This is a genomic window from Gemmatimonadota bacterium (assembly GCA_009838845.1).
GTDB lineage: Bacteria > Latescibacterota > UBA2968 > UBA2968 > UBA2968 > VXRD01.
The window spans coordinates 1-14,600 of the sequence record VXRD01000005.1; the positions used below are offsets into that span (position 1 = coordinate 1).

The 14,600-nt window shown below is 50.4% G+C and carries 14 protein-coding genes, 1 tRNA gene and 1 other RNA gene; 9 read left to right on the forward strand and 7 right to left on the reverse strand.

Features of this window, described 5'->3' with window-relative positions; translation table 11 throughout:
- The 3 genes from bamA to fabZ form a co-directional block, all read left to right on the forward strand.
- Positions 1 to 2,152 (forward strand): outer membrane protein assembly factor BamA (gene bamA, locus F4Y39_00680; protein ID MYC12219.1); only part of this gene is annotated, 2,152 nt, incomplete at its 5' end.
- A gap of 26 nt (positions 2,153 to 2,178) precedes the next feature.
- Entirely contained in the window at positions 2,179 to 2,772 is a 594-nt protein-coding gene (locus F4Y39_00685) for an OmpH family outer membrane protein (protein MYC12220.1), read from the forward strand.
- Between the two features lie 93 nt (positions 2,773 to 2,865).
- Positions 2,866 to 3,303 (forward strand): 3-hydroxyacyl-ACP dehydratase FabZ, encoded by a 438-nt coding sequence (gene fabZ / locus F4Y39_00690; protein MYC12221.1) that lies wholly within the window; start codon positions 2,866 to 2,868, stop codon positions 3,301 to 3,303.
- An 83-nt stretch (positions 3,304 to 3,386) separates the two neighbouring features.
- On the opposite strand, the gene F4Y39_00695 is transcribed toward fabZ, so the two are convergent.
- From F4Y39_00695 to F4Y39_00725, 7 genes are all read right to left on the reverse strand, one after another.
- Positions 3,387 to 5,258 (reverse strand): ABC-F family ATP-binding cassette domain-containing protein, encoded by a 1,872-nt coding sequence (locus F4Y39_00695; protein MYC12222.1) that lies wholly within the window; start codon positions 5,256 to 5,258, stop codon positions 3,387 to 3,389.
- Positions 5,255 to 6,073 carry an orotidine-5'-phosphate decarboxylase gene (gene pyrF, locus F4Y39_00700; GenBank protein ID MYC12223.1) on the reverse strand — a complete coding sequence of 273 codons (819 nt, stop codon included), beginning with the start codon at positions 6,071 to 6,073 and terminating at the stop codon, positions 5,255 to 5,257. Before pyrF ends, F4Y39_00695 begins: the two co-directional genes overlap by 4 nt.
- An 80-nt stretch (positions 6,074 to 6,153) precedes the next feature.
- An RNA gene (gene rnpB / locus F4Y39_00705) (RNase P RNA component class A) lies at positions 6,154 to 6,525 on the reverse strand.
- A gap of 66 nt (positions 6,526 to 6,591) precedes the next feature.
- Positions 6,592 to 7,014 carry a ribonuclease HI family protein gene (locus tag F4Y39_00710; GenBank protein ID MYC12224.1) on the reverse strand — a complete coding sequence of 141 codons (423 nt, stop codon included), beginning with the start codon at positions 7,012 to 7,014 and terminating at the stop codon, positions 6,592 to 6,594.
- Positions 7,011 to 7,733 carry a hypothetical protein gene (locus F4Y39_00715; protein ID MYC12225.1) on the reverse strand — a complete coding sequence of 241 codons (723 nt, stop codon included), beginning with the start codon at positions 7,731 to 7,733 and terminating at the stop codon, positions 7,011 to 7,013. The genes F4Y39_00710 and F4Y39_00715 overlap by 4 nt, the downstream gene beginning before the upstream one ends.
- Positions 7,734 to 7,852: 119 nt before the next feature.
- Positions 7,853 to 7,929 (reverse strand) — tRNA-Val (locus F4Y39_00720).
- A 141-nt stretch (positions 7,930 to 8,070) separates the two neighbouring features.
- Positions 8,071 to 8,823, reverse strand: a complete 753-nt coding sequence (locus F4Y39_00725; GenBank protein MYC12226.1) for a phytanoyl-CoA dioxygenase family protein — start codon at positions 8,821 to 8,823, stop codon at positions 8,071 to 8,073.
- Between the two features lie 213 nt (positions 8,824 to 9,036).
- On the opposite strand from F4Y39_00725, the gene F4Y39_00730 reads away from it, so the two are divergent.
- From F4Y39_00730 to F4Y39_00755, 6 genes are all read left to right on the forward strand, one after another.
- A complete protein-coding gene (locus F4Y39_00730) occupies positions 9,037 to 10,824 on the forward strand; it encodes a dihydroxy-acid dehydratase family protein (GenBank protein MYC12227.1) in 1,788 nt (595 codons plus the stop codon).
- Between the two features lie 12 nt (positions 10,825 to 10,836).
- On the forward strand, positions 10,837 to 11,517 hold the full coding sequence (gene modB / locus F4Y39_00735; GenBank protein MYC12228.1) for a molybdate ABC transporter permease subunit: 681 nt from the start codon (positions 10,837 to 10,839) through the stop codon (positions 11,515 to 11,517).
- Between the two features lie 6 nt (positions 11,518 to 11,523).
- A complete protein-coding gene (gene modC / locus F4Y39_00740) occupies positions 11,524 to 12,585 on the forward strand; it encodes a molybdenum ABC transporter ATP-binding protein (GenBank protein ID MYC12229.1) in 1,062 nt (353 codons plus the stop codon).
- A gap of 766 nt (positions 12,586 to 13,351) precedes the next feature.
- Positions 13,352 to 13,549 carry a hypothetical protein gene (locus tag F4Y39_00745; GenBank protein MYC12230.1) on the forward strand — a complete coding sequence of 66 codons (198 nt, stop codon included), beginning with the start codon at positions 13,352 to 13,354 and terminating at the stop codon, positions 13,547 to 13,549.
- A gap of 48 nt (positions 13,550 to 13,597) precedes the next feature.
- The gene (locus F4Y39_00750) at positions 13,598 to 14,179 is read left to right on the forward strand and encodes an RNA polymerase sigma factor (protein ID MYC12231.1); all 582 of its coding nucleotides are present in this window, start codon (positions 13,598 to 13,600) and stop codon (positions 14,177 to 14,179) included.
- A gap of 65 nt (positions 14,180 to 14,244) precedes the next feature.
- Positions 14,245 to 14,457 carry a YgiT-type zinc finger protein gene (locus F4Y39_00755; GenBank protein ID MYC12232.1) on the forward strand — a complete coding sequence of 71 codons (213 nt, stop codon included), beginning with the start codon at positions 14,245 to 14,247 and terminating at the stop codon, positions 14,455 to 14,457.
- The last annotated feature ends 143 nt before the right edge of the window (positions 14,458 to 14,600 follow it).

A 14,600-nucleotide genomic window follows, 5' to 3' on the forward strand; every position in this document is an offset into this window, starting at 1 on the left:
CGGTTTATTCAAAGGGCAGAATCTGGCGGAAGGCGAAGCCGCGCGTGTAATTCGCAATCTCTACAAAAGCGGTCTGTTTTCCGACATCAAAATTTCTATAGATCGAGTGCCAGGCGGTGTAGCCGTTATTATTGATTTGAAAGCCGTACCGCGTTTGGGAGAGGTGGTTTTTAAGGGCAATCGCGCAATAAAGGATAAGACACTAAAACGCGAATTGGAATTGACTAAAGGCCAGTTGATACAGTCGCGAGAAAAAAAGAGAGCGGTCAATAAACTGGTCGCGCTCTATCGGGAAAAAGGCTATTTGCTCGCCTCAGTGGATGTACAAGAAGAGGCGGTTGATGAAGATGGCCGATTGCCACTGACCTTTGAAATTCACGAAGGCGAAAAAGTCAATTTGAAAAAAATCCGTTTTCACGGCAACACGGCACTGACCGGAAAACAACTGCGCAAGCAGATGAAAGAAACCAAACAAGACGGCTGGTGGTTTGGAGGAGGCAAATACAGCGAGGAAACCTATCCCGACGATAGAGAACTGGTTTTGGCCTTTTACCGGCAAAACGGATATCGGGAAGCGGCAATAGTATCCGATAGTTTGTCCTATGGCCCTGTGAAAAAAAATATGTATCTCGATATCACCATCGAAGAAGGGCCACTTTATCGCTTTGGTGCAGTGAGTTGGTCGGGCAATGAAAAAATCACAGATGCGGGTTTTTCTTACTTTATTGTGGTCGATTCAAGTGCGGTTTACAACGAGGAGCGCGTCTTAAAATCGCGAGAGCAGTTGCAAAATGCCTATATGGACATCGGGCATATAGGCGCGCAGATTTTCCCGCAACAAAAACCCATTGAAGGTCACGTCGTCAATGTGCATTTTGACGTGGTCGAAAAAGATCCGTGGACAATTCGCAAAATTTTGATTACGGGCAATACCAAAACCAAAGATCGCGTGATTCGACGCGAGTTGCGCGTGCGCCCGGGCGATACGTTTAGCCGCGCGCTTTTGGAGCGCAGCGTGCGCGAAGTCATGCAACTCAACTTTTTTACCAATGTTTTGCCAGAGCCTATCGCCGTAGAAGAAACATCAGAGATCGACCTCGAGTTCACCATAGAAGAAAAGTCAACGGGCACGGCGTCTATCGGGGCCGGATATAGCGAACGCGACAAGCTGATTGGCACCATTGGATTGCAAATTCCCAATTTTAGAGGCAATGGACAACAACTCGATTTCCAGTGGGAGTTTGGATCGCGCCGCGAAACCTTTAGCATAGGGTTTACCGAACCGTGGTTCCGAAATACCCCCACGAGTATATCTGCGTCGCTATTCCGAAGCACCATACGACTGTCAACTTATGGTGTGGCTGACTTTGATCAGCGCACAGAAGGCGGTGCATTTCGCCTCGGACGCAGGCTGCGCTGGCCCGATTACTCGCGCATTTCCGGAGGATATCGCCTCGAGAAGGTTGCTTTTATCAATTTTTCCGACAGCACAGATGTAAGCAATCCCTTTTACCAAGACAATATAACCAGCAGCATCAGTGCAAACTTGACCCGCGACAGCCGCGATTTGCCGATCTTTCCCACATCGGGCAGCGTGATCTCTTATGCGCCAGCACTCGCCGGTGGATTTTTGGGCGGTAATAGAGATTTTCACAAGCACGATATTGTCACTAGTTTTTACTTTCCCATATTCTGGCGGTTGGCCTTAAATGTGCGGTCGCAATTGGGCTTTGTCGCCAGTTATGGCACCGAACGCGTCCCGTACCAGGAATTGTATCTGCCGGGCGGCGTTGATATTTTTGAAGGCACCATGTTGCGCGGTTATCCCGACCGCTCAATCGGTCCTCGTAATATTGGGGGAGAGCCGATTGGGGGTGTCGCGCAGTTGTTGTTTAACGCAGAGATCAGCATTCCCATTGTGCCCAATCAATTTTATGGTCTCATTTTTGCCGATGCAGGCAACGCCTGGGAAAATCTGGATCGGATCAGCCTGACGGATATGCGTCGGTCGGCTGGTTTTGGCATTCGGATTGTAGCACCTGTGGTGGGTATTATGGGATTTGATTTTGCATGGGGATTTGACCGTCGGCGTGTCGATGGTCAGTCCGTACAGATGATGACGCATTTCCAATTCGGCCCGCAATTTTATTAGCGGTCAGACTCCTCCTGTACCCATGGATGGCGAGGGAGGGCCAAAAGCACTATTCACGGAGGGAATTTTTGATGACACGCTGTCGCCTACTTTATGTCGCGCTATCTCTGGCACTAACTGGAATAGCCAGTACTGCCGGCGCGGAGCTAAAGCTGGGGTATATTGATTCGCAGAAAATTTTGGATCAATACAAGCCCTATCAAGATGCTCTAAGGGAATTTAACCGTTACGAAGAAGAACTCCAGCGCGAGATCAGCACCATGCAAAACGATCTGGCCAAAATGCAGGATACCTATGAACGCCAATCTCTGCTTTTGAGTGACAAACGCAAACAAGAAGAGCAGCAGGCCATTTTGAAAAAACAGCAGGAACTACAGCGGTTTGTGCAAGACGCTACCTCTCCGCAAGGCCGTCTCGCGCGCAAAACCGCGGAATTATCCGAACCCATTATTCAAACGGTGAATGCAGTTATTAAACAAGTGGCAGAAGACGAAGATTTTGATTTTGTGCTCAATTCGACTGCACTGGCCTATGCGAAAGAGGCACACGATTTGACCGACAAGGTCCTCGAAGCACTGGCCAAAGATCTCGAGGCCAGGGCAAAAACCGAGGGACCATAGTAGATCATCTATATACGTTATTTTTTCTTGAAAGTCTCTGATTTACCCCGCGGGGTGATCGGAGACTTTTTAATGTGAACATTGGAGGATGTCGTGACTCTGGACATTAGAGATATTGAAAAAATTCTTCCGCATCGTTATCCTTTTCTCCTAATAGATCGCGTAACCGAGTTGGTCCCCGGCGAGCGGCTGGTCGCGTACAAAAATGTGTCGGCTAATGAGCCGTTTTTCCAGGGGCATTTTCCCGGCAACCCAGTGATGCCGGGCGTGCTCATTATCGAAGCACTGGCTCAGGCCGCTGCAATATTGATGAGTGATGGACAGGAGAGCGATTTGATCCCATTGTTTATGGGCATTGACAAGGCGCGTTTCCGAAGGCAAGTTGTGCCCGGAGATCAACTCCAGCTAAAAGTCGAAGTAGGACAAAAACGCCGCAATGTGTGCAAAGGAATTGGCGAAGCCTCAGTGGATAGCGAAATCGCCGCACAGGCCGAATTGATGGCGATGTTTGCAAAACGCGAGGATCTGTAGCACGAACGCGCATTGGCTTAATAATAAAACAAAAAACTCGGCGTCACATTAAAGGCCGAGTTTTTTGTTTTACCGCACACCTCTCATTTTTTTCTTTCCAAAACTTCCCATTCCTCAAATAAGCGCTCCATTTCCTTTTGGATCTCTTCCTTTTCTCGCGCCAGTTCCTTCAGACGATGCCAGTCGGTGGCGAGGTCTTCCCGCGCCATTTCTGCAGCTATCTGATCGGTCTGGTCCTCGAGTATTGCAATCGCTTCTTCGATTTCCGCTAAGCGGCGTTCCCGTCTTTGCTGCTGCCGCATTGCGCGCTTGCGATTTTCATAGTCGGTTTGCGTTTTGGACGCAGTCTGTACGGTCGGTATTTCTACACCCTGCATCTGGCGCTGATAAGCATCGTAATTGCCATCTACCAGTTGCCACTTTCCTTCGCCAAGCACAATCAGGCGATTGACCAGACGGTTGAGAAAATACCTGTCGTGTGAAACCGCGATCACCGTTCCTGAAAAAGCATCAAGCGCGTTTTCGAGCACATGGCAGGAGGCCATATCCAGATGGTTGGTGGGTTCGTCGAGCACCAGCAGATTGAGGGGTGCGCGCATGAGCTTGGCCAGGGCAACGCGACTTTGTTCTCCCCCACTGAGCGAACCCGTCTCGCGCTCCACATCGTCTCCCGAAAAGAGAAACGCACCCAGAAAATTTCTAATCTCAACTTCTGGAACATTGGGCGTCAGTGACCATATCTCTTCGAGAACGCTCAAATTGGGATTCAGGTCCTGACGGGTTTGCGCGTAATATCCAATCTCGAGGCCTTTGCCCGGAATAACGCGCCCCGCGTCCGGTGCGAGTTGTTCCATAAAAATTTTCAAAAGTACGGATTTGCCCGAACCATTGGGACCTATAATGCCAAGACGCTCGCCCCGCCACAACGTGAGATTGAGATCGAAAAATAGAGGGCAGTTAGGATATCCTTTGGTGAGATTCTCAACCTGTAAGACGCGATCTCCCCCCCGTGTGGTGGTGTTAAATCTGAGCACAATATCGCGTTGTTCCACAACGCGTTCTACGCGGTCGAGTTTTTCGAGTGCTCGGCGTCGGCTCTGTGCCTGTTTGGTCTTTTGTCCGGCGATATTTCGGCGGATATACTCTTCGGTTCGCTCGATATGCGCTCGCTGCGCTCGATAGGCTTTTTGCTGCTGCGCCCGGCGTTGTTCTTTTTCCTCAATATAGAAGGAATAGGTTCCCGAATACTGTTCGACCACACCGCGTTCCAGATCTACAATTTTGGTCACAGTGCGCTCGAGAAAAGTTCTGTCGTGAGAAATTATGACAAAAGCTTTGGCATAATCCGAAAGAAAGTACTCGAGCCATTCTATAGCTTGTAGGTCGAGGTGGTTAGTGGGTTCGTCCAGAAGCAACAGATCGGGTTCTCTTGCGAGCAATTGAGCAAAGGCCAGGCGATTTTTCTGCCCGCCACTGAGCACTCGCGTTGGCAATTTCAGGTCGATTTCGCAAAAACCAAGACCAAATAGAATGGCTTTGGCACTGGCTTCTGTCGCATACCCTCCCATGTGCTCATACTGGTCGCGGAGATGCCCATAATCATTGAGCACAGCATCGGAATTTTCACCTTTAGCCATAATTTTTTCCAGGTCATGGAGGCGATGTTGCAGAGCCAGAATATCGGCAAAAGCATCGAGTGCCGCATCCATAACTGTGCATTCTGGGGCAAATGTGGTTTCCTGTGTCAGAAATCCAATATTGAGACCGCGCTGTCTGTGAATTTGCCCGCGGTCGGGCAGGCTTTCTTCGGTTATGAGCCGAAGCAACGTGGTCTTACCGCACCCATTGGGCCCGACAAGCCCGATGCGGTCCCCTGGATCAATTTGCCAATGAATACCAGTGAGCACATCGTGCGCGCCGAAGGATTTCCAGATATCTTCGAGTTGAATAATCACCTTTTATCGCCCCTCGCGCTATTGAGCACCTGACGCAGATCTTCCGCAGATTGCCGAGCGGCGTCTGCAAAATCGATACCACTGGAAGCGTAGAGGATGCTGCGCGACGAATTGACGAGAATACCGCTGCCTTTTCTGTTCAGACCATTTTGGACAATTGCATTAGCCTGACCGCCTTGCGTCCCGACACCGGGCAAAAGGATGGGGAGGTCAGTGGCAATCGCGCGAATGGTTTTTAAGTCGTTGGGATGTGTTGCACCCACAACGAGACCACAGGGTCCTATTTCCGACCATTTCACAGCTTGTTGTGCGAGCACCTCATACAGCACGCCCTGGTCTGTGTTGAGGCGCAAAATATCAGCCGACCCGGGATTGGATGTGAGGCACAAAAGAAAAGCACAGCCGTTTTGATAAGCCAAAAAGGGGGCAATAGCATCTGTTCCCATCAGAGGGTTGACAGTCACGGCATCAACGCCGAGTTGGCAATATGCCATGTATGCATAGTGTTCTGCTGTATTGCCAATGTCGCCAGCTTTGAAATCGAGTATAATTGGCATGTCGTTGGGAACGGCCTGGATCACGCCTTGAAGAGCCTCCCAGCCCGCTATGCCCTGAGCGCCAAAAAATGCAAAATTGGGTTTATAGGCGCATGCAATATCCCGTGTGGCGGCTATAATTTCTTTTAGAAAAACGAGGGTGGGATTGGATTTCCCTTTGAGATGTTCGGGCAGCTTTGCCGAATCGGGATCGAGCCCCACACATACAAAACTGTTATTGCATTGTACCGTATCGCTGTATTTTTCTGAAAAGGACATTCAATCTCTCCATTAAGCAAATGGCGGACCCCTTGTGGGAATCCGCCGTTACTGAATAACACCACTTCAGCACATGCTTTGGAACAAGCGGGCCTGTAAGCCGAGTTCTGTCGTCTGGTCTCCCAAACGGATGGTCATTTATCTGGGACGCCAGTTACCCGACGCCTCTTGCAGCCTACCCGAGCATAATAGCGAGACGGGCCATCTCTCTGCTCCTATTCGGCCTTGCTCCAAATGGGGTTTACCGTGCCGCGCTCGTCGCCGAGCCGCGCGGTGGGCTCTTACCCCACCGTTTCACCCTTGCCCGTAGCGCAAAAAATCGCGCCCGCTGGCGGTCTGTTCTCTGTGGCACTTTCCATCGGGTCGCCCCGCCTGGGTGTTACCCAGCATTTTGCCCTGTGGAGCTCGGACTTTCCTCATCCCAAAAGGGACGCGACCATCCGGCCCGCTTGTAAAGCGAATCAGCGAATCAGCGAATCGAAGCTCGTAGTGATTTGGGGTGGTTGGGTGGGATTCGTCTATTCGTCTATTCGCGCTTTTTTTATTTTTTCCGCAATGCCCTGATTTGCCAATCGGTCGGCTTCTTTATTTTGCTCTCGGCGCACATGTTTGATCTGAAAACCGTCAAAAATTCTACTCTGCGTTTGGGCAGTTTGATAAAGCGGCAAAAGTCCCCCGCTTTTGACTTTGTACGTCCCATTCATCTGGCGAACAACGAGTTCGCTGTCGGAAAATATTATCACCTGATTGGCTTTGAACTCTGCGGCTATTTCGAGCCCCTTGATCAGTGCGCGATACTCTGCGACATTATTGGTTGCACAGCCAATATATTCACAGTGTTCCGCGATACAATCTCCATCTGCTTCAATGCGAATGCCAATGCCAGCAGGTCCGGGATTGCCCCTGGATGCCCCGTCGATAAATAGGGTCAATTCGGTCAAACTTCAGCCTCTTCATCACTCCATACCAGAAGGCGACCACAGTTTTCGCAGCGCATAATGCTATCGGCACGCCTGACTTCCACCAGACGTTGAGGGGATAATTGGCGATAACAGCCACCACAGGCCCCTTTGCGAACGGGTACAATGGCAACACCTCCTCTGACAACTCTGCGGATGCGATTGTACATGCTTAAAGGACTGCGTTCCACACCGGGTTCAATGGCCGATCGCTTCTTTTCCCAGTCACGCACATTTTTTTCTACGGAATTGAGTTTAACTGTCAATTCGTCAATGCGCCCTTGCCGGTCTTTTTCAATTTCCCGATAGTAATTCTCATCTTCTCGGAGTTTTTCCACAATTTTTTCAACTGTTTCGATGCTTTCCAAAATGGCGGTTTCGTGTTGGTCCTTGCGATCGTGTAGAGTTGCGATTTCGAGTTGCAAGGCATCGTATTCTTTGTTGGTCTTTACTTCATAGAGACGGTCTTGATGTTTTTTCAGATCTTCTTCAATTGCGCTGAGTTCTCTTTCGAGTGCCCGGCGATTTTTTTCGAGTTCTTCACTGCGCTGTTGCTGGGCGTCGAGTTGATCGCGTGCATCTTGCAGTTCACTTTTGAGACTGTTGATTTCTTTGGGGTAATCGATTTGAGATTGGTGTAACGCGTTGATTTCTTTATCTATTTCTTGAAGTTTCAGCAAATTAACCAAACTATCTCTCATGCGCGAGTCTCCTTGTGATCGAGAAAAAAGAAAAGGTGCTACCCTGAACAGGTGCACCTTTCTATGGCCGTTTTTACTACAATTTAAACCTCTTGATCTGTTGACAAGAAGTTTTGGAATGGTGGGCGATACTGGATTTGAACCAGTGACCTCCGGTATGTGAAACCGGCACTCTAACCAACTGAGCTAATCGCCCAATTTCGCAATAATACCGCACAGAACGACCGACCTTTTTTTGATATTTTACAGGAAATTTTGCAATGCATTTTAATTAACAAAAGATAGTTTGGGATGTCAAGCCCGATTCGTGAAATCAGGCCCTTTCGCATCCCCGCATTTACGCACTTTCTTCCAACTGCACAGTATCGGGCCGCTGACCTATTGATGGTGGAGCCATTAAGCGAACCTGTTGTGTCGTCAAATTTTCATAATCATCGACATTGTAATACGTATTTGCCCACGATGAATGTCCGGGGCTGTATTTATACAAAAATGCGCGACGCTCGTGATCAGCTGTCCACGGCATCGTTCCGTGAACCACCGCCTCAGTAAAAATCAACGCATCCCCTGCGTTCACTTCGGGCTGTACCACATAATGGGGTACCCGTTCATACTCCCGCACATCCCGTGGAATACTATTCAAAAAATTGGTCTTGTGCGTGCCGGGAATACAACAAAACCCACCATCGCCTTTGCGTGCAGGTGTCGTAAAAAAGGTTACCACCGTCAACCCGGTTCGAATAACACCATCGCGGTATTTGTACCAATGATCGCCCTCGCGCCCATTATCGCCCCCGTGCAATCGCCCTCGCTGCCCCCCTTTTTGCATAAAAATGCTGTAATCGTGATCAATCCGCACCTTTGATCCCAAAAATGCCAGCAAATAAGGCATAATCTTCGGGTGATCCAGCAAATTTTGAAAAGGTATCCCCCACGTTGAGGGCCGTCCCACACTGCGATATTTGCCATCGATCTGTTTCATCTTCTCATCGGCAATCGCATTCAGTTCATCCACTTCCCCCTCTGAAAGCACATTCTCAATGACAATATAGCCATCTAAATCAAAGACAAATTTCTCTTCAATATCCACCGATAACGGCATGCTTCACTCCTTTTGGATATGAACATAAAACTTGGATTTTACAAAAAAGATAATAGTCTCAATCACCCTCGTCAATGAAGTTCCTTAAAGTGAGGTCCCATGATACAGAATGCTTTGTTCCTTGCCTATGTCGATAAACTGAAGTATTTTTCAGAATACTGAATGAATTGAAATTAAATAAATAAAACAAAAGGAGCATCGATGCAGAAGGATTATTCTGAAGTCAAAGGTCAACTGCGAAGTCAAGAGTGGTTTAACAACCCACACAACATGGGCATGACAGCCGTCTATGTCGAACGCTACATGAACTACGGCTGGACGCGTGAAGAACTCCAATCGGGCAAACCCGTTATCGGCATTGCGCAAACGGGCGGCGACCTCACCCCCTGCAACCGCATTCACGTCGAATTGGTCGATCGCGTCAAAGCCGGTATCCGCGACAACGGCGGCATACCCTTTGAATTTCCCGTACACCCCATTGCAGAACAGGGCAAAAGGCCCACGGCTGCCCTCGACCGCAACCTCGCGTACCTCGGACTGGTCGAAATCCTGCACGGCTATCCCATTGACGGCGTCGTCCTCACCACAGGATGCGACAAAACGACACCCGCCTGCATCATGGCCGCCTGCACCATGAACCTCCCCTCCATCGTCCTGTCTGGTGGTCCCATGCTCGATGGGCACTGGCGCGGTCGTCTGGCCGGATCGGGCACGGTTGTCTGGGAAGCCCGCGAACGCTACGCAGCTGGTGAAATCGACTACGACGGATTCATGGATATCGTCACATCATCCTCGCCCAGTGTGGGCCATTGCAACACAATGGGAACCGCCTTATCCATGAACGCATTGGCCGAAGCACTTGGACTATCGCTTACCGGATGTGCGGCCATCCCCGCACCCTATCGCGCCCGCAAGCAAATGGCCTATCGCACTGGCCTGCGCATCGTCGATATGGTCAAAGAAGATCTCATCCCCGACAAGGTCCTCACACCAGAGGCCTTCCAAAACGCCATTGTCGTCAACTCTGCGCTCGGCGGTTCAACCAACGCGCCGGTTCACATCACCGCCATAGCGCGACACATCGGACTGGAACTGCCAGCAAAAGACTGGCAAACCCATGGTCACCACATTCCCCTCCTCGTCAACTGCCAGCCCGCAGGCGAATACCTCGGCGAAGCCTTTTACCGCGCTGGTGGCGTGCCCGCCGTCATGGCCGAACTCGTCAAAGCCGGCAAACTCCACACCCACTGCCAGACCGTCACCGGCAAAACCATAGGCGAAAATCTCAAAGACATCGCCATTGAAGACGAGCGCGTCATCAAGCCCTATGACCAACCCTTGAAAGAAAACGCCGGATTCATTGTACTCAGCGGCAACCTCTTTGAAGCGGGCTTGCTCAAAACCTCCGTAATTGGCGACGACTTTCGCAAAAAATATCTCCAGCGCGCAGGCGATGAAAACGCCTGGGAAGGCACAGCTGTGGTCTTCGATGGTCCCGAAGATTATCACCACCGCATCAACGATCCCGATTTGCCCATCGACGGAAATTCCATGCTCTTCGTGCGCTATTGCGGACCCGTGGGCTATCCCGGCTCGGCCGAAGTCGTCAACATGCTCCCACCCGACCGCCTCGTGCAGACGGGCATTTCCGAACTGCCCTGCATCGGCGATGGACGTCAAAGCGGCACTTCTGCCAGCCCGTCCATACTCAACGCCTCGCCCGAAGCCACAGTGGGCGGTGGCCTTGCCTTTCTCAAGACGGGTGACCGCGTGCGCATTGACCTCAACACCTGCACGGCTAATGTCCTCGTCAGCGACCGAGAACTCGCCCAACGCAAAAAGGACTGGAAACAACCCGATCTGGTTCACCAGACACCCTGGCAGGAAATCTATCGCCAAAATGTGGGACAACTCGCCGATGGCGCGTGTATGGAACTGGCCGTCAAATACCAGAATGTGCGCGACAACACCCCTCGCCATTCGCATTAAACCTACTGCATCGTGATATTTCCGACCCCCGAAGAATATACCGTCCTCATACTATCGCTTAAAGTAGGCCTGCTCTGCGTGGTTATAAGCCTGCCCTTTGCCGTATTGTTGGGATGGGTGCTGGCACGCAAAAACTTTCGGGGCAAGCTCATCCTCGACGGTCTGTGTCACCTGCCCCTTGTATTGCCGCCTGTCGTTGTCGGGTATCTGCTCCTTCTCCTGTTGGGACGCAGAGGTTTTCTGGGTCAAATTTTGAGCGACTGGTTTGGATTGCAAATCGCATTTACCTGGCGAGGTGCTGTATTAGCCGCTGCTGTAGTGGGTTTTCCACTCATGTTAAGAGCTGTTCGCCTCGCCATCGAAAGTGTTGACCCCCGCCTTGAGCGCGCTGCTCGCACCCTGGGAGCCAATCCGCTCCGCGCCTTTTTCTCCATAACGCTGCGCCTGGCCACCCCGGGCGTACTCGTTGGCTCCCTCCTCACATTTGCCCGCAGCCTTGGCGAATTTGGCGCCACCATCACCTTTGTTTCCAATATTGCCGGCGAAACCCGCACACTCCCACTCGCCATTTTCACGTACATCAACCAGCCCGATGGCGAAGCCGCTGCCGCACGCCTCGTCTTACTCTCCATCATCCTATCCCTGGGCGCACTCATCGCCAGTGAGACTATCGCCCGCAAAATGAAAAATTAAAACATCATGCTCACCCTTTGTGTACACAGGCAACTCGCCGAATTTACCCTCGAAATCAATGTGACGTGTGCCTATCCCGTCACCGCGGTATTTGGACCTTCGGGATCTGGCAAAACCACCCTCTTGAATCTCATAAGCGGCCTGATGCGACCAGATAGCGGTCAAATCAGCATTGATGACACCATTTTATTTCACGCTAAAAAAGGCATTGACCTGCCACCGGAAAAGCGACGTATAGGCCACGTATTTCAAGACGATTTGCTCTTTCCACACCTGACTGTGCGCCAAAATCTCCTGTACGGATATCAATTTCTCGCGCCATCAGAACGCAAATTTCATCCCGACACCATTATCGACCTGCTCGAACTAAACCCCCTGCTCGACCGCCTCCCAGATCTCCTCTCTGGCGGTGAACGTCAGCGCGTCGCTCTGGGGCGAGCCATCCTGACCTCTCCCAGACTGCTCATCATGGATGAACCTCTGACCGCGCTCGATCAAGAGCTCAAAAACCGCATCATGCCCTATCTGCGCCACATTCGCACGGATTTGGGCATCCCCATGCTCTACGTCAGCCACGCAATTGGTGAAATTCTGCAACTCACCGGACAGGTCATTGTGCTCAATCGCGGACAAGTACTCGCGCATGGAGACTTCTTTTCTATCGCTCACCAGCCCAAAATTCTGCCCCTGCTCGAAGCGCATGGTTTTGAAAATGCCCTGCCCGTTGAAGTCATCGCATCCAATCGCGTGCAATACAACAACCAAATCCTCCATATCCCCCCCTGTGACCGCAGACCGGGCACACATATCTTTATAGGCATCCGGGCAAACGACATCATTTTGTGCCAACAACGACCTGCGGGTTTAAGCATTCGCAACGCCCTCTCTGGAAGGATTCTCGACATCGTTGAAACGCATGGGCGACGCCTCGTGTACATCAATGTAGGCAAACGCCTCGCCGCCGAAGTCACGTCCGAAGCGATAGAGGAATTGGCTTTAAAAATCGGCGATCCCGTAATTTGCCTGATAAAAACACACGCCATTCGCATAGGCCCAGATGTCTCTTGAGGCCTGCGCCATCTCCAAAAAAAATAAAATTTCTGAAACCCATTCACAACCTGCACTGTCTATTTATGTGACATTGGGTAACTATTTTCTTACTTTTCGTTCCAAAGTGCATCCAAAGGTATGTAACAGTGAAGATGAAATTTGTAAAAAATTCCGATTTCTTCCTTGACGTATCGGAGTTCTCTAACTATCTTTTCAAAGCTGAACAGTATTGTTGCAATTCACCAACCTCAATCAGGGAATCCATCGTGTATATCCGTAAACCCGCACCACAGGGCTGAGTCTCCTGGAACGACATCCCGGTAACACCTTTACACAAGAGATTTTCGTGTTCAATCTCGCCATTGTTGCCTTTAACAGTCCTATCCAGGATAGCTCGCAATTTGAATTGCACGCGCTCTTATTGCGCCTGGGGAGGACCATATGGCTTGTTGAATGCATCACAAAGACACTGCCATCCTCCCGGATGGCTTTTTTAATGGCCACAGCGCAAAACGAGACGCGGTGGCCCTTTTTTTCACAGGAGGTACTATGATTATTTGACAAACGATTGGTAAACAAATATCTGGCTCACCATTTCTCCCCCTTCACCAGAGAAAGGAGATCTGATATGATGTCAGTACAAATAGAAAGGCCCTCACGCGAGTCTTTGGCGGGACGACGTGAGGACCCCAGATCACACCGACAAGTACATGCGGTGTTCCGCATAATTTAGGACAAATTTCCGATAACTGCAAATGGAATCATAAACTTGTGGAGAAATTAGATGCAAACATGGAAGGATGTATTCCGCAGAAAAGAGGAATTGCAAAATCTGAAAAACATCGGATTCTGCTTTCTGATTGTCGTTATCCTCATCACGGGTTCTTATGCCCTGACGGGGTTGCGCGACATTTTTCAAGTCTCGCTTGCGGAGCCTACCGAGTGGGAAATCACCGCAACGCCTGACGATATTGACGAATAAACGACCATTCCGCAGAGAAATTGATAACCATTCACCAGAGGATTAACCATGCAGTACGCAGAAGAGCGGGATCTGGTGCGCCGCACATTAAATGGCGATGCCGGGGCTTTCAACAGCCTTTACAAACGCCATCACGCCCGAATTCTCGCCACACTAATTGGACGAACCAGAAATCGACACGATGCTGAAGATTTGATGCAAGTGACTTTCTTGCGCGCCTATCGCGGTTTGTCCGGGTTCCGCGGGGAGGCTGCGTTTTCAACCTGGCTGATGCAAATTGCCCTGAATGTGTGTACCACGCACATGCGATCCAAACAAGCCCGTCGATCGTGGCAACAAACCATTGAAGATCCACAACTCGGTTATCGAGATACATGGGAGCCGGCCAATACAGAGCGTCCCGACGATGCATTGTCTCGAAAAGAATGCCGCGAGATGCTCGAAGAGAGCATAGAAGAACTGCCGCAGCGATATCGCCATGCCGTGCGATTGCGCTATGTACAGGATCGATCTTATGCAGAAATTGCCAGAGAACTCGGCGTGCCGATGGGCACCCTGAAAACCTGGCTTCATCGCGCGCGACACCAGTTGCAAGAATCTCTTAATGACACGGAACTTGCGGCAATGTAAAACGTCTTACAACGTGTTAGCGCAATAGCTGTTAAATTCTTACAATCGAAGGAGAAATACATTTTATGCACTGCGACATTTGCGGGCGCGAAAACGCGCACATCCACAAAATCGACCGCATGTATGGCAAGGGGAAACACACCGTCACCATTCGCAATATTCCCCTTGCGATATGTTCGACCTGTGATGAACGCTATTTTGCGCCTCGCATACCCGACAAAGCCGAGCAACTGAGTCCAGCACTTCACAAACACTCAGAATCTGCCTGTCTTGTATAGACAAGCAACTTAAAAAAAAGCCGCCGATAGATGTACCGGCGGCTTTTTTGTGTTCGTTTTCGGACACCACTGTATCAAACTGATTTTAACATCACCGAGGCCAACACGCCGTACAATCTGTCGTAAGCCGGCGTCGGGGTGTA